This window comes from Singulisphaera chitinilytica (genome assembly GCF_049331405.1).
GTDB lineage: Bacteria > Planctomycetota > Planctomycetia > Isosphaerales > Isosphaeraceae > PoT.
In genome coordinates, this window is the sequence record NZ_CP186274.1 from 1,612,779 (window position 1) to 1,627,652 (window position 14,874).

Consider the following 14,874-nt stretch of genomic DNA (forward strand, 5'->3'; position numbering starts at 1 on the left):
GGCGTAATGCCAAAGGAGGAAGGCAGGGGAGCAGGATGAGCCCCGGCTGTGGCTGTGGCGGGCTCGTGGCCACCCTGCCGGATCAGTCCGCGGGGCGTCGGGGGCTTCGCCACGCGGGCAAGGAGGATCTGGGCCCCGGATCGGACGGGGCCTCTTGCCTTGAAGGCGCCGATCAGTCGACGACGAGGTCGCCCGACGCGACGCGGTTCTGCACCTCGACGTTCACGGCGGCGACGGCGCGGTTGGAGGCCTGGGCGACGGGGTGGAAGAGCTGGCGGGCGTTGAGCTCGCGGCGCATGCGCTGGACGATGGCGTTGAAGCTGATGCCGAGGCCGTCGATCCGGCCGAACGGGACGTTTTTCACCGCGATCTGGAGCTGTTCGCGGAGGCGCGGGACGTTGCCGTTCTCGGCGTAGAGCTGGAAGTTCAGGCGGACCTGTTCGAGGATCGTGTCGAGCTGACGGCTCGTCATGACCACCGGGTCGGCTGCCGGGCCCCCGAAACCCGATAACAAGGAGCGATCTTCCAGGCTGCGGGGGGCCTCGGGTCGGTAAGCTCGCGTGCGCATCGCGACATTCCTCTCGTGCGGGTCAAGAACCTTGGCGCGCCGGCGGGCCGCTCCCTCATTTTCGGCGCGTGGGGGACCCGCCTGGGCCTCGAATCCGGCCGCTCCGGGCAGGACGGGCCATCCGCCGACGCCCGTCCTCGCGACTCTTCCTGTACTTCATCGACCTTCCGCCCCGGCAACTCTTGCCCGAGCCGAAAAAACGGCCTACGACACGCTTCGCGAGGGATTTTCGACTCCGCGACGCCCCGAGCCCCTTGACACAAAGCCTGACGGCGACGCGGCATGTCGATCACTCGACGTATCCCGGTACGCCGGGTTGGCGAGACCTCGACCATTCGGGGAGAATCTCGGGGAGGAATCTTCAAGTGGGAGGCGGGTTTCGACGAGAGGGCCCGAGATGATGTCCCGCGACGAAGTGGAACGCATCGAAATCAACTCACTCTGGATCGGGTTCGCACACCCGCCGCGTCAATCGGCGAGGCTGGTCATCACGCGTCGAGGGGGGCGATACCTCCGCGAATGGATGCCAGGGGAGTCGACGGATGAGATGCCGGCCGACCTCGTCGATCGTTTGCTCGAGGCCCTGGCGAAGCCTCGGGTCCCGCAACTCGACTTCGCCCGATTCGACTTCCCGGAGCCGGTGTTACGTCGGCACTACGAATCCGGCTGGACCGATGATTATCCGAGACTGCTCGCGAAGATCCAGTTCGCGAGCGGCCGAACCATCAACATTCAAACGGATGTCCAGAAAGCCTTCATGCTGCCGCTGCGGGTGGACGACTCCGCCGAGCCTGGAGAATCCAAGACCTTCGACCCCGGCCTCAGCCGGGCGATCGCCGTGATGATGCCCGAGGGCTTCCTGGAGAAGAATCGCCTCTCCGGCAACGATGGCACCCTGCGATGGGAACTGCAAGAATACCGGAAGAGCCTCGGTGAGCCGGAGGCCCGACCCGAGATCGCCGAGGTCGAAGCCGAACCCTCTCACGCTCGCACGCTCGTCGACGACCTTGACCTCTCCGCCGCCGAGGTCCTCGACCCGCTCGCCCCTGCGGAGCCCGCCGAGGCCGGGACGGCGGAGAAGCGGGACAGGAAGCCGTGGATCATATTCAAGCACCTTTCGCCGGACGAGCTACGACGACGCCTCGAGGCAGGGGCGGATCCCAGCGTCGCCGATGATGTCGGCCAGACGGCGCTGATGCATGCGATGTGGCCGCTCCGCCGCGAGCAGTTCCGCCTGCTCGCCGAGGCCGGGGCCGACGTCGAGGCTCGCCGCAAGGACGGGCTCAATGGCCTCCACATCGCCTGCAGCGGGGCCATGCCGGAGGAAGTCAAGGAATGGCTCCGGGCCGGGGCCGACGTCGAAGCCCGGACCCCCGAAGGCGCGACACCCTTGATGCTCGCGTCCGGCTGGGTCGACGTGATAAAGCTACTGCTGGCGGCGGGGGCCGACGTGAACCGCCAGGATAATGGCGGTCATTCGGCCCTCGACTACTCGATCCTCATCCACATCCCCTACGAGGCCGAACCGCGTCTCGCGGCCTTCCGCGCGTTGATCTCCGCGGGGGCGGACGTGAACCTGCGCGACCGCCAGGGCATCACCCCACTCGGCCACGCTCGCGCGGTCCTGGCCCGGATCCGGTCGGAGAACGACGTCCTCCAGGCCTTCGAAGACGCCGGCATCTCACGCATGAGAATGAATGATGAAACCTTGATCCGAACCATGATTGGAATCATCAAGCAGGCCGGCGGCCGGGATTGAACCCGACCATTGATTGACAATTCATGCGTCGTTTTCTATGAGGTGCGAGTATGAGCAAAATCTTCGGTGACTTCGACATCGCCGGCTTCTGGGTGCCCTCGGAATATGCCCTCAAGGAGTACGTCGACGTCCCGGTGACGGACGAGATGGTCGCGGCCGTCGAGCGGAAGCTCGGCTACAAGCTGCCGGCGGCTTACGTCGAGTTGATGAGGCATCAGAACGGCGGCATCCCCCGGCGCACCGACCATCGGACCCTCGAGGCGACGTCGTGGGCCCACGACCACATCGCCATCACCGGCATCTTCTCCATCGGCCGCGACAAGCCGAGTTCGCTCTGCGGCGAGGTCGGGAGCCGTTTCTGGGTCGAGGAGTGGGGCTACCCCGAGATCGGCATCTATTTCGCCGACTGCCCCTCCGCCGGCCACGACATGATCTGCCTCGACTATCGCGCATGCGGCCCGACCGGCGAGCCCCGCGTCGTCCACGTCGACCAGGAGTCGGACTACAAGATCGTCCACGTCGCCGACAACTTCGAAGCCTTCATCCGTGGCCTGGAAGATGAGTCGGCCTTCGCGGGCGAATCATGAAGAGGTCCAGGAAGATGCAAGTCGCGATATTCCGATGGATCTGAGTCCGGCGAGACGGTAATCGGTTCGCAGTAACGATGATCGTAATGCAGTGATAAGAAACTAAGTGTTTCCGATAAATCCCGAGGTTTGACTGATGAAAATGCCGCGACTTCGCCTTTCCCTCCGCTGGCTGATGGCCGCGGTCGCACTGCTCGCGCTCTGCCTCGCGTATGTCCTGCCGGCCTGCCAGAAGCTCCTCTGGCTCTATCAGCACCCGAAGAGCGTAAAGGGCTTTGGCTCCACGGTGTTGTGCAGGCCCGCCCCGGGGGAACCTCCTCAGAAGACCCCCGCGATGCCCACATACGACGTCGGCCTGCCCTTCCGGATGCAGGTGTCCGCGACATGCTGGCCCGGTTCCTGGATTCCTGAGGGGCTGACTTATCGGGTGGATGTCGTCGTCAGCGTCACCGATCCAACGACCTTCACCAAGATCTATTCGACGCAGCGCAAGAGTCGGCGCGTGAGGAGCGGCCCGAGGGCTTCCGGTGAAGAGCCGGTGATTTCCATCTTCGAGATCAGCCCTCCGGGACCGGGAGCCTATGCCGTACGAACTGAGCAAGAAGTCATCGACTTCTTCGGCCGAACCAGCAGGGCCGGGCTGTCCACGACCTTCTTCAATGCTCGATGACCAAAGGGTCGGCAAGGATGGATCGGATTGGCCCGATCTACTGAAAGTATTCTAGAGTAACAGGTCTCGTAGAAAGGACGATGATGATGGAGCCGATCGACAGGTTCGAACTCGTATCCGAGCAGGCCTGGGAAAGTTATCGCAAATCCCGGTTCGTCCGGAAGATATTCCACCCGTATGACAGTCTGCTGTACTGGGCCGGTTCGGACGAGGAGTGGGAGTCCTCGACGCCTTATCGAGGTCAGCCCTACGACCCGAACTGCGGTGAGATCATCGAAGGTGGGTGGGATCACGAGCATTGCGACGTCTGCTGGGCCAGGATCGAGGAGGGGGACTCTTACTGGTCAGACGAAATCACCTCCAACATCGAACTCTGCGAGGCCTGCTATCCGATCGTCATGCGGAGATTGCAGGGCTGAGCCTCCACGCGTCGAGGGCTCGATACCGCCCACGCGTGCGATGTCCGACGTTCTGCGGGACCGGACGTGTCGACGTTGACAATAGCCCACTGCGCCTGGCGTCGAGGAGGCGACTTGAGGATAATCTCGACCTGACTGTGGACCAGGAAATCGAGGCCGGCGGCGAGGCAAGGCGAGCCCTGATTCGGTCGAGTGCGGGTTCGGATCAGGGGCGAAGGGTCGATCGCCTTGCAACCCGGGTGGCCCTCTCGGAGTCGGTGGATTTCATGGCGGACGTCCCGGATCAAATTTGCTTATCCATATGCCGGGTCGATGCGAAGGAGGTGCCGGCCGGCTCCCTCGATTGGGCTCGCGATGGGGGCAGGGCCTTGCCGGAACCCGTGGCGGTGGTCACGTGGTGGTCGCCCGACCTCGTCACGCGCTTTGGCCTGCCCAATGGGAGCATCTGCGGCGTACTGGCCGATTCGGAGGGGGCGATCGACGTCGAGAACTTCCTCCCGCAGCCGAGCTTCGTCGACGTGATCCACCTCGTCTGCCGCCATTATCTCGACCCGGGGCTCGTCGAGTTCGCCCGCGAGGTCCCCGAGCAGGCCGTGGCCGTCATCGATCAGCGCTCGCCCGATGTCGACGCCGAGATACCGGCCGAGGACATCATCGGGTCCTACAGCGTCGCTGGCGGGTCGATCGGCGAATACACGCCGAACCCCGCCTACCGCCTCGTCACGCCCGTCGGCCACTTCCAGCTCACCCCCTGGCTTCGCAAATGCCTGGCCACCGCCGTCATCCCTCGCCCGCCCGGCACCCTCTGAGTTCACCCCGCCGCCGGCCCGCACATCCATTCCATCCCACAAGCATCGGCCAATGCTCGGCCTGCGCGGGCCGGGCCGAACTTGGTGGGGCGTGGGCCTGTCTATCTTCGAGAGAGGCAGGCCACGCGGACCGCTCGCGACGTGCCGAAGGAGGACCGCCGGTTCGCGATATCAGGGCCGCCTCAGCCATGGGAATGCGGAGCCGATCATGCCCCAAACCAAGGCCTCGAACGATCCCATCGAGCGACGCCTGTACGACCACTGCCTCGGATCGGGAGACCCGAGCGGGCATCTGCTCGACGCCGGCACCTTCCCGCCCGGTTGGGTCCGGCGGTTCGATGAGCTCCTGTCGGAGGCCAGGGCACGCTGGGGCGCCGAGCCGTCGCTGCCGAAGACCCTGGTCTCGGCGCTCTTCTTCGCCTCGTTCTTCCCCCAATATCGATATCGCCGCCGAGCCGCCACCAGGCCAGGGCAGGGCACCCAGCAGGCCGAGCGCGACATGGCCCATTTGCGATCCGTCAGTAGCCTGTTCCTGTTCGCCGGCTTGCCGCGCGCGAGGTGACCGATCGCCGGTCGAGACCTGTCGCGTCGAAATATGGAAACACGGTCATGATTTTTAGATCGGAAGGCACTGACCCGCGGGCCTCGGTTCACCATTCCGCCTCGACTCCGTCATTGGACGTGCCGAAGCCGCAGAGCTCCGAAACATGGCCGTGGGACTCGGCTTTCGTTTCCGAGTGGAGGAGGCTTGAGGCGGACCCGCGATGGTGCGAAATTCTTCGGAACGCGGGAGTGCCACACTTCGCGGGGTCGATCGATCGGCGAGGCCAGGGATGACATCCATGGATATTTCGAAGCTTCAAGACTACCGCAAGACACTCGAGGCCGAGCGGGAATCGCTGTTCAGCGACTGGCCGATCAGTCCCGAGGTCCGTGAGGCCTGCTGGCGGAACCTCGCCGACGCCCTCGACGCCCTGATCGCCCTCGGCCCGGATGGTTCCGAGGATGACGCCTCGGAGATTCTCCGCCGTTGCATCGAGAGATACAACGACCTCGACGACGGCTTCATCTGCACGATCGAGCGGGAGGAACTCTGCGATATCCTCTACGAACTCGGCGATGACTGCGGCCTCGACGGCGGCGAGGAATGGGTGGACGAATGGCGAGACTGGTGATCGTGCGATAGACGAACCAGGCCCGGTCGAATGACCAGGATGATGACGTGATCTCTATCCATCTCTTTGCGACTTGCGAGGACCTGCTCGAACTCCTGGAATGCGTGGAGTCCGAGGCGCCGCTGAAGTATTCGCGGATGGGGTACTTCACCGAGGCGGAATTCCGGGCGGGGCTCGATTCGTATGAGGAAGGGGCGATGATCCCCGGCCTCGGGGTGGCGACGGACGACTCCGGCGTGGGTTGCCCGAGGTTCCTGGTGAGCAACCGAGGGACGCCGGTCAGCGTGCGTTCGATCAACACGTATAATGACGTTCATCACTGCGTCGACGAGCGGGGGAATCCGGGCTTCCTGGTGTTGGCCCCCGGGGGGATCTGGGAGGGGAGCGTGCTGCTGAGCGGGAGCCTCGCGTCGGGGTCGTACTCTCGGGACGCCAGCAGGTTGCTTCGGAAGTTCAGGAAATGTGCGAAAGCCTTGTATGAGAAAATAGGAGCCTATGATGTGGGGCCTCGTGCCGCAGGCCTCCTTCGGGATGGCATGCGGCTGACGGCCTCGGCGCGAGCGCCTCGGGAGTACGACCTGACCTTGTGAGGTTTGGGGCAAGTCGGCCGCGATGAATCGGTCACACCGACCGGGCGATGCGGTCGAGCAACTCGCCGAGGAGGAGGCGCTCGCCGGCGGAGAGGTTTTCGAGGGAATCGAGCGAGGCACGCAACTCGGCGGCGGCGATCTGGGGGCGACGGCGGGCGGCGGGTTTGGAGATGTCGGCGATCGCCGAGAGCATCGTCTCGCGGATGAAGGGGGAGAGGCCGGGGTCTCGGGCCTCGGGGGGCTGGGCGAGGAGCGTGAACGCGAGGCCGACCCCCGCGGCGTGCCAGAGGTCCGTGGCCTGGTCCTCGCTCGTCTTCAGCAGGCCCGCGGCGGCGACGCGACGCATGCGCCGTTTCAGGGCCTCGCGGCCGGCCCTGGCGGCGGGGGAAGCCTCGCCCGACTGCGGGTCGCCCGCGAGGATCGCGAAGAGGCCCGGGTTCGCGAGGCTGAACGCCATGTGCGCGTCCCAGCCTTCGCGGAGGCCCTCGATGGGGTCCGGATGGGGCGTGAGCCGGGACTTCGTCGCGACGTAGGCGGCGAGGTCGTGCTCGGCGACCGCCTCCAGCAGCCCCTGCTTGTCCCCGAAGAGGCGATAGATCGTCGGAGGCTGGACCCCCGCGGCCGTCGCCACGGCGCGGGTCGTCGCGGCCTCGCGGCCCCCCTCGGCGATCAGGCGCGAGGCGGCGGTGAGGATCCGGGAGCGGGCATCCCCCTCGGGCGCGGCGTCTTCGTCGGGGATCGCTGATTCGGCCATGAATCAAAGATAGCAAAATCGTGTTTCCGGCGATAGGCGGTCACTGGACTTGGCCTGCTATCGTCGATATCGTGATTTTGTTTTCGGTGATATCTTGCCGTCGCTAAGGAGGTCAGCCATGATCGTCGTGACAGGGGCCACGGGTCAGCTCGGCCGGGCCATCGTCCTTTCGCTGCTGGAGAAGGTGGCCGCGAGCGAGGTCGTCGCGAGCACGCGGGATCCGCAGAAGGCGGCCGAACTGGGAGGGCTCGGGGTGGAGGTTCGCCGGGGGGATTACACGGACGGGGAGAGCCTGCGCCGCGTCTTCGAGGGGGCGGGGCAGGTGCTGATGATCTCGTCGAACGCCGCGGCCTTCGGCGGCGACCCGATCGCGCAGCACCGCGCCGTCATCGAGGCGGCCCGCGAGAAGGGGGTCCGGCGGATCGTCTACACGAGCCACATGGGGGCGAGCGACCGGTCCCACTTCGGGCCGATGCACACGCATTTCGCCACCGAGGCGATGCTGGGCGAGAGTGGCCTGGCGTGGACCTCGCTCCGCAACGGCTTCTACGCCAGCAGCGTGCTCGGCCTTCTGGAACAGGGGCTCGAGACGGGCGTGATCCGGCTACCCCAGGACGGCAAGGTGTCGTGGACGTCGCACCCGGATCTTGCCGCCGGCGCCGCGGCCATCCTGCTCGATGAAGGCCGATTCGAAGGCCCGACCCCGCCCTTGACGGCCTCGGAGGCGCTCGACCTTGCGGATCTGGCCGCGATCGCTTCGAACGTCCTGGGGCGTCCGATCGCGAGGGAGACGCTCTCCGACGACGCCATGCGCGAGGCCCTGTCGGCCCGCGGCCTCCCCGAGCCGATCATCGACCTGCAACTCGGGATGTTCCGCGCGAGTCGAGCCGGCGAGTTCTCGGCGGTCGACCCCACGCTCTCGCAACTCCTCGAGCGGCCGACGCAGAAGGTCGAGGACCTGCTGGCACAACGTCTCTCCGCGTGAATTGCAATCGCATCGAGAATGAAGGAAATCCGTCGAATCAGGGGCCATATGGCGAGAAGAGTTCGTCGTCCGGCTCCTGAGGGACGGGTTTCCAAGGCTGGGCGGAGTGTTCGTGGAGGGTCCGTTTCACGAGGCGCGCGGCGAGGAAGAGAGGGATGAGGATCGTCGTGTAGGCGAGGAATTGGACGAATTCATCCGCCTTGATGAAAAAGGTTTCCACCGCGATCGGCTTGAGTTGGATCTCGGCGGGTTTCGTGCCTTCGGGGAGGTCCCGGAGCTGGGCGGCATAAGCATGCTGGGTCATCCTGGCGATGCAACTCCACAGCGAGCCCATCACAACGCCGCCGGCGAGGACGCACCAGAGGCAGAGCGAGACCACGGCGGTCGCGTGACGATTCGACCTCCGGAAATAGGCCCAGGCCGTGACCAGGGGGGCGAGCAGCATCAGCCCCCACCAGGCGAAGACGGTCCCCATGAAGAGCACGGCGTCGATAGTCATGTCGCTTTCCAGGAAATGGCAAGGGGTCATGGGGACGAGGTGAGGGGGACAGCCGGGCTAGTGGTTCGCCATCGACGACTTGAGGGCTGCGAGACGACTCACCACCCCGCCCTCACCATCCAGACGAACCCCCTAAAGAACTCCATCACTCCGTAGATGATCACCGTTATCAGAGCGACCACTATCATCAACTTCTGAATGGTCCAACGGTTCTTTTCGGGAGGCATTGGAGACCTCAAGCCGTCAGTGGCGGTCTACTAGGTCTTGGTGCGAGGGCAGCAACGCTGTCATCGGAAGAAATTTTCTAATATGAGTCTGTTGGTCTATTCGTCCTGGTCGACGGCGAAGACCTCTCTCCACGCACGCCGGATCGTCGCGATGATCTCGTTTCTGTCGAGGGGGTCGTTGTCGAGTTGATCCTCGATCAAGAGGGCGACCTCGTCCTCGATGTATTCTCCGCCCCAGGCGAGGGAGCGAGACCAGTGCATAACGTCTTCTTCGGTGATGCGGGCAGCCATGGCGTTGGCCGGATAGGCCGAGTTTGTCGATTCAGTCGATCGTAGTCCGCTCCGATGAAAGCGATGGATCGGCCTGGTCGTCGCTCGGGGTGATTATTAGCGGGCGCGACTTGCGGTGGAAGATGACGGCGGCGATGTATTCGGCCGGGGGTTGGTATTGATGCTCGGTGACGTAATGGACGATGAGCGTCGGGGCGCAGTAGATGACCCCGGATTCGCCGCGTACGTGGATCTCGGTATTGCAGGCTCGGAACATCTCCCAGACGTCCCTGTATTTCGGATCCATCTCGATCACATCCAGGGGAGGCTTGCAGAACGGGCATATGTGTTGGCCGCGGGTCCGGTTGACGGGGGATTGGGCGAGGATCTCGAGTTCGTGGGCGAACGCCATCGAGACCGGGCCACGCGGTAGCGGGTGACCCGGCCCGAGCCAGCCGACATTGAGCATGATCTCCGTACCATAGTTGTAGGTATAAGGGGTCAGGTCCGCGAAATAAGCCATCGTCGGGGCCGCCAGTGGGTCAAGGACAGGCCACGCCTGTCGTTACCCTGCGAGTCGGGGGAGGTTCGCAGGGGGTTGTGAATTGGACACATTGTGAAACGTTGCGATCAAATGAGTTCGGCTCAATGGTTCGTCCGCGGGTTATTCAGGGCCTCAGAGCCCCGGCCAGGGTGCTGAAGGATGGCGGCGACGACCCAGCAGCCTCGGGAGTGGGGGCCGGGGTTCTGGCAGTGGTCGAGGATGTCGGGACGGGCGCAGCCGGCCTCTTCGAGGGCGTCGGCGAGGATCATGAGGCCCTGCCAGCCGCGATCGTCGACGATGCCGCGGGCGATGTCGATGACCTCGGGCGTGAGCCAGGCCGGGTCGATCGGGTTCGGATCCTCTGGGAGGGCAGGGGGAGCAGGGGGCGCGCCGAAGACGGGGCCGAGGGCGCGTTCGAGGCGGCCCATCCAGTGGGATTCTTCCCCCTCGACCCAGGGGTATTCCGCGATGAAATGATCCCATTCCGTGGCGAAGCGAGAGACGAAGTCAGGAATGCTCATGTCGGCAGGAATCTGGATTTCCCCGCCATTGCGGAAGGTCTCGTCGAGCGTCCGGCGCGAGAGGGAGCAGCGCTCGGCCAGGAGGACGGCGTCGTAGAGGTCCTTGCCCTGGGCGTGGATGTCGGTCCAGAGCCAGAGGATTTTCCAGGCGAGCGACTGCGCCCGGCTCGCCGCGCGGACGGACACGCAGCCGCCGTCGGCGACAGGTAGAGAGACGCGGGTGTCGGGCTCGGCGAGGCGCTCGCCGAAGGTCACGTCGACCTGCACGGTCCCGCCCGGGAGCCCCGGGGTCCACCAGGGGAAGACGACCCGGCGGCCGGGGGTCCGCTCATAGGTCCAGATCTCGTCGGTCGCGACGCTCTCGCGGCCGAGCGTGATTTCCTCGGGGGCGGGGCCGGAGGTCACGGCGTCGACGATGCGATGGATCAGGGATTCGGGGTCCAGGCCCGAGCCCTCGAGGTCCGAGACCCAGTCGAGGTCGCCGGGCTCGCGCGCATGGTCGCCGAGCCAGGCCTTGAGGAGCCGGCTCCCGCGCAGGATCAAATGATCGCCGAGTTCCGATTCGGCGATCAGACGCAGGACGTGGTCGTTGATCAGGCGTCGCCGGACCGCCCAGCCACGGCCGGTCGCCTCATCGGGGAACTCCGGGTCGCCGGGGCGGAAGGCGGACGGAAAATGCAAGAGCGCGGGGTCGAACCTTCGAGGGCGTACCGCGCCGTCGAGCGAGGCTCCCACGCGGTACGAACGCGGAAGATCCTGCTTCGAAAGTAAGTCCCATGTGAAAGAGACCGGGGAATTCGGGGCCCAGGGATCGTCCGGGGGCGAGCCGGCCTCGGCACTGCGGCTGGGGCCGGGCGTCGGCGGATCCTGGCCGCCGGTCAGTCGCTTGAGGAATCGCCAGAGGTTGTCGGGCATGGATGCCTCCCGGGTTCGAGCCACCCCGCATCGACTCCGGGGTTTGTGTCGTGGACAACATATTCTTCTTCGACGCTCAATACAACATGGCCGCGTGAGCGTATCGCGGTCTCCAGGAGCCGGAGCCGCGCGGAGGCCGTCGCACGCCCGCAGCGATGGCACCGCTGGGTGACGAAGCGCTCGCCGAGGCCGTCGGGGCGGCTCCTCCGGGCGTTCCTCGAGAGATGAGCCCCGTGCGGCTCGGCCAGGTCGCCCAGGGCCTGGAGGTCGGCCTCGGGGGGCAGGGCGAGCTTGACGTGATGCTCGAAATGACGCCCCGGGTGGGCCGCGGCAGCCTCGTCCGAGAGCGGGACGTCCTCGTTCCAGGGGGCGGCCTCGACCTTGACCCGGGTGGCCACGAGGCCCGACCCGGCCAGGAGCCGGCAGAGTTCGTTCGCCTCGGCGATCTGGCCGGAGAGGACGCCTCGGCCGCTGCGGGTGATCATCGGCTGCGACGGCGTGAGGCCTCGCGCCAGGACGATGTGGTGGAACTTGAGCCCGTGCTGCTCGGCCCAGGCGAGGACGGCCTCGACCTCGGTTTCGCCGAGGGCCTCGATCGTGATGTGGATCTCGAAATCCCCGGCGAATTCCACGATGTCCGACCTTTCATGGCCTTACCTTGCCCGAGGTCCCGGGGCATTCTTCCAGATGTCTATGCGACAGGAGACCTCTGAATTATGATAGCCCGGCCCAGGAGCCTTGCGATCGGTTCGACGCCCCCCGTTCCATCGAACTTGCATCGTCGGGCCGCAGGAAGGGTCATTCGACCGAGTCCGTGCCTTCGGATCAAGGGGGGGGATTGTGGGGCTCGAAATCTTCGTCATGCCGTTGTGGAAGTTCAAGGCCGGCGACTTCAGCCGGCCCGTCGAGCAGGCGCTGGGCGTCCGGTCGAAGATCGTCAGCGGCGACGGCATCAGTGAGATGCCGGAGAGTGTCGGATGGTTCGCGCGCCGGCGGGCGAGGCGGCAGGTCGACTCGCTCCGCAAGGCGGTGGCGTCCGCCAACGGCGTGAGCCCCGGGTGGGTCGACGAGGGCTCGGTCGTCTACTCCTCGCAGTCGAGGGGCTTCGAGCCGCTGCGAGCCTATGCGAGGTGGCTCGACTGCCGCGATCAGTTTCCCGACTTCGCCCAGCCCCCCGAGGGCGACTATTACAAGCACCCCGTCATGGCCGCCGATATCGATGTGACAACGTGCCCGCACCTCGTCAAGCACAACTGTTACAGCGGTTACTTCCTGCCTTGCGAGTTCGAGCGATTGGCCCAGGTCGAGCCCTACAAGATGTTCGGCCACTGGCCGGCCACGCGAGCGGTCGGCTCGACCCCTCGGCTCCTCCGCGAGCTGGAGCGGGTGCAGGAGGTCTTGCAGGCTCCCTATCCCTATGACTACTCGAACGACGATCCTCTCGTCGATGTCAAGGCCGCATATCTCCACATGAAGAAGACCGCCGACATCAGTCTTCAGCACGGCCTGCCCATCATCTTCTGGGGGTGAGTGCTCGGATATCGAATGCTCAGGGGTGAGGCGAGTTGTCGGGGAATTTCGGGGTCGGGATGACGCGGGACATGGCGAGTTGCCGGCCGAGGATGCCGTTACGCTCGAGGAATCGCTCGTATTCGTAGGGGGCCGGGTTGAGCAACTCGAGTTCGCAAGAGACGTCGCTTGCGAAGACGACGATCCACTGCCAGGGCCCGCGCCATGAGTCGCTGGGGAAGGCGAAGATGTCGCCGACGTTGACGCCCTCGACCAGTCCGACATCGAGCATAACGCGGCTGTCGGGCGACGCCTCGATGACGGTGCCGAGCACGATGTTCTCGCGGAGATAGCTACCCCAGGGCTCGGGCAAAACCGGGAGGCCGGTGATGTTGTCGTTGTTCCCGGCGAAGGGAAAGTCGCCTTTGAGTTCCGACCTTGGCTCGTGGCCGAGCAAGATCGCGGAGCAGAAACTCCCGAGTGAGTCGGGGGGGACGAGGTAAATCCTGGATCCCCACCGGATCGGGCGGAGGGTTCGATCGTCGAGGGACTTGTCGATGTCGTTCGACGTGAAGGTCAGGTCCTCCCCCTCACGGTGGACCCAGCCGGACTCCTGACTCCCGTATCCGGTGTAGGAGTATCTTCCATCGGCCAGGATCTCCAGCGAATGGAAGCTATATCGACCGATGATCCAGTGATAAGTGGCAGCGACCGGGGCGAAATCATTGCCGGCATTCGGGCGGGGCCGGGGAAAGCGATGGGGATTGGGACGCGGACCGGAGGGCATGACTAATCCCACGAGGATCCCCACGATCGAGAGGATGACAAGCCACTCCACCAGTGTCATCCCCAGGATGGAGCGAAGGATGCGAGCCTTCAGGCCCTGGAATTTCCAGTACAGGACGTGATCGAACGGCATGGGCCCCTTGTCGGGCGGGTTCGATTCCGGCGTCATGTCGTCTCTCCGGGGATCGCGGCGGTTGGCACATCCAGTGCGACTCAGGAATGGTGAGTCGGCCGAGCCTCGTGGATGTTCTCTCGTCGTTGACATCAAGGAATGGCGAGCGGTTTTGAGGTGCGGGACATGACGAGTTGCCAGCCGACGAAGGCTTCGGCCTCATCGGGCGTTAAACTATAGTCTTCGCTCACGCCGATGAATCTGAGCTCGCTCGTGTCGTAGCTCGAGTAGACGACCACCAACTGCGGGAATCGGTCATAATCTCGGACCCTGGGATTGAAGACGTCGCCGACCTGGATTCCATCGGCGAGGCCCAGGTTGAGGAGGAACCGGCCGTCGGATGAGACCTCGACGACAGTGCCGGTCACGAGGTTCTCGCGGAGGTAGCGGACCCAGGGCTCGGGCAAGTCGGGGAGGCCGGTGACATTGACGTCCTGCCCGACGAGGAGGAAATCTCCGAAGACGGACGATCTCGGCTCCTTGCCCGTGAGGATGGCCTGGCAGAAAGTTTGGAGGTCGTCGGGGGCAATCAGGTATCGCCTGGCTCCCCACCTGACGGGTAGGAAGATCCGACCAGACATCGATTCTCCCTTTTCTCTTGGGGGTAGGATCAAGTGTTCATTCTCGTACTCCACCAAGCCCGCCTCTGCTTTGGACATACCGGTGTGGGCGTCAGAGAACCTCCCATCCGACAGGATGTTCAGGGAGCGAAACAGGTGGTGACCTCTATTGAGCATATATTCGCCCGCGACGGGGGCGAAGTCGCTGGTGGGATTAGGATCGGGAGGAAGAAATCGGTGTGGTGGGACCCACCCGCTGGTGACAGGGGGTAGGACTAGCCCAACGACGATACCCAGGACGAAGATGAAAATGGTCAATTCGATCAGGTACATTCTCTGGGGGATGGCAGGAGTCCGATCGCTCACCGCCCGGGCTTTCCACAAGAAGTCATCATGAATCGGGAAGGGCTTCTCGTCGGGCGAGTTCGTATCGGGCGCCATGTCGTCTCATCTCCAGCCCGAGGTTGACGTGCTCTCCTCTTCCCACTCTACAGGGAATGGACCGCGAGGGTCGAGAGGCTTCGAGTCGCTCGCCGCGATCCTCACGGTAGGATC

The 14,874-nt window shown here is 64.8% G+C and carries 19 protein-coding genes; 10 read left to right on the plus strand and 9 right to left on the minus strand.

All coding sequences use genetic code 11. The features are described 5' to 3' along the window. Window positions 1–172 precede the first annotated feature (172 nt). Entirely contained in the window at window positions 173–568 is a 396-nt protein-coding gene (locus ACOYYX_RS06340) for a hypothetical protein (RefSeq protein WP_422929086.1), read from the minus strand. Between the two features lie 397 nt (window positions 569–965). Here ACOYYX_RS06340 and ACOYYX_RS06345 point away from each other — a divergent pair, with 397 nt between their 5' ends. From ACOYYX_RS06345 to ACOYYX_RS06380, 8 genes are all read left to right on the plus strand, one after another. Then, a complete protein-coding gene (locus tag ACOYYX_RS06345) occupies window positions 966–2,327 on the plus strand; it encodes an ankyrin repeat domain-containing protein (RefSeq protein WP_422929087.1) in 1,362 nt (453 codons plus the stop codon). 50 nt (window positions 2,328–2,377) lie between these two features. Continuing rightward, a complete protein-coding gene (locus ACOYYX_RS06350; RefSeq protein WP_422929088.1) occupies window positions 2,378–2,914 on the plus strand; it encodes an SMI1/KNR4 family protein in 537 nt (178 codons plus the stop codon). A 136-nt stretch (window positions 2,915–3,050) separates the two neighbouring features. Further along, complete coding sequence (locus ACOYYX_RS06355; RefSeq protein WP_422929089.1) at window positions 3,051–3,584, plus strand: hypothetical protein; 534 nt, start codon at window positions 3,051–3,053, stop codon at window positions 3,582–3,584. Window positions 3,585–3,667: 83 nt separating this feature from the next. Further along, window positions 3,668–4,003 (plus strand): hypothetical protein, encoded by a 336-nt coding sequence (locus tag ACOYYX_RS06360; protein ID WP_422929090.1) that lies wholly within the window; start codon window positions 3,668–3,670, stop codon window positions 4,001–4,003. Between the two features lie 368 nt (window positions 4,004–4,371). After that, the gene (locus ACOYYX_RS06365; protein WP_422929091.1) at window positions 4,372–4,812 is read left to right on the plus strand and encodes a hypothetical protein; all 441 of its coding nucleotides are present in this window, start codon (window positions 4,372–4,374) and stop codon (window positions 4,810–4,812) included. Window positions 4,813–5,020: 208 nt separating this feature from the next. Then, complete coding sequence (locus ACOYYX_RS06370) at window positions 5,021–5,374, plus strand: hypothetical protein (protein ID WP_422929092.1); 354 nt, start codon at window positions 5,021–5,023, stop codon at window positions 5,372–5,374. Window positions 5,375–5,654: 280 nt separating this feature from the next. Next, window positions 5,655–5,987 carry a hypothetical protein gene (locus ACOYYX_RS06375; RefSeq protein ID WP_422929093.1) on the plus strand — a complete coding sequence of 111 codons (333 nt, stop codon included), beginning with the start codon at window positions 5,655–5,657 and terminating at the stop codon, window positions 5,985–5,987. Between the two features lie 47 nt (window positions 5,988–6,034). Then, entirely contained in the window at window positions 6,035–6,577 is a 543-nt protein-coding gene (locus ACOYYX_RS06380) for a hypothetical protein (RefSeq protein WP_422929094.1), read from the plus strand. A gap of 31 nt (window positions 6,578–6,608) precedes the next feature. On the opposite strand, the gene ACOYYX_RS06385 is transcribed toward ACOYYX_RS06380, so the two are convergent. After that, complete coding sequence (locus tag ACOYYX_RS06385; protein WP_422929095.1) at window positions 6,609–7,331, minus strand: TetR/AcrR family transcriptional regulator; 723 nt, start codon at window positions 7,329–7,331, stop codon at window positions 6,609–6,611. 118 nt (window positions 7,332–7,449) lie between these two features. On the opposite strand from ACOYYX_RS06385, the gene ACOYYX_RS06390 reads away from it, so the two are divergent. After that, the gene (locus ACOYYX_RS06390; RefSeq protein ID WP_422929096.1) at window positions 7,450–8,316 is read left to right on the plus strand and encodes an SDR family oxidoreductase; all 867 of its coding nucleotides are present in this window, start codon (window positions 7,450–7,452) and stop codon (window positions 8,314–8,316) included. A 37-nt stretch (window positions 8,317–8,353) separates the two neighbouring features. Here ACOYYX_RS06390 and ACOYYX_RS06395 read toward each other — a convergent pair whose 3' ends face one another. The 5 genes from ACOYYX_RS06395 to ACOYYX_RS06415 all read right to left on the minus strand — a co-directional run bounded on the left by ACOYYX_RS06395 (window position 8,354) and on the right by ACOYYX_RS06415 (window position 11,924). Continuing rightward, window positions 8,354–8,815: a hypothetical protein gene (locus ACOYYX_RS06395; RefSeq protein WP_422929097.1), complete on the minus strand. Its 462-nt coding sequence runs from the start codon at window positions 8,813–8,815 to the stop codon at window positions 8,354–8,356. 323 nt (window positions 8,816–9,138) lie between these two features. Further along, a complete protein-coding gene (locus ACOYYX_RS06400) occupies window positions 9,139–9,303 on the minus strand; it encodes a hypothetical protein (protein WP_422929098.1) in 165 nt (54 codons plus the stop codon). A 61-nt stretch (window positions 9,304–9,364) separates the two neighbouring features. Continuing rightward, on the minus strand, window positions 9,365–9,835 hold the full coding sequence (locus tag ACOYYX_RS06405) for a hypothetical protein (protein ID WP_422929099.1): 471 nt from the start codon (window positions 9,833–9,835) through the stop codon (window positions 9,365–9,367). Window positions 9,836–9,957: 122 nt separating this feature from the next. Then, window positions 9,958–11,292: a nucleotidyl transferase AbiEii/AbiGii toxin family protein gene (locus tag ACOYYX_RS06410; protein WP_422929100.1), complete on the minus strand. Its 1,335-nt coding sequence runs from the start codon at window positions 11,290–11,292 to the stop codon at window positions 9,958–9,960. Next, window positions 11,256–11,924, minus strand: coding sequence for a hypothetical protein (locus ACOYYX_RS06415; RefSeq protein WP_422929101.1), 669 nt, complete (start codon window positions 11,922–11,924; stop codon window positions 11,256–11,258). Before ACOYYX_RS06415 ends, ACOYYX_RS06410 begins: the two co-directional genes overlap by 37 nt. 208 nt (window positions 11,925–12,132) lie before the next feature. Here ACOYYX_RS06415 and ACOYYX_RS06420 point away from each other — a divergent pair, with 208 nt between their 5' ends. Then, on the plus strand, window positions 12,133–12,822 hold the full coding sequence (locus tag ACOYYX_RS06420; protein ID WP_422929102.1) for a hypothetical protein: 690 nt from the start codon (window positions 12,133–12,135) through the stop codon (window positions 12,820–12,822). 19 nt (window positions 12,823–12,841) lie between these two features. Here the strand turns inward: ACOYYX_RS06420 and ACOYYX_RS06425 are convergent, their stop codons facing one another. After that, entirely contained in the window at window positions 12,842–13,756 is a 915-nt protein-coding gene (locus ACOYYX_RS06425) for a pilus assembly FimT family protein (protein ID WP_422929103.1), read from the minus strand. Window positions 13,757–13,851: 95 nt separating this feature from the next. Further along, window positions 13,852–14,340, minus strand: coding sequence for a hypothetical protein (locus tag ACOYYX_RS06430; protein WP_422929104.1), 489 nt, complete (start codon window positions 14,338–14,340; stop codon window positions 13,852–13,854). Between the last annotated feature and the right edge of the window lie 534 nt (window positions 14,341–14,874).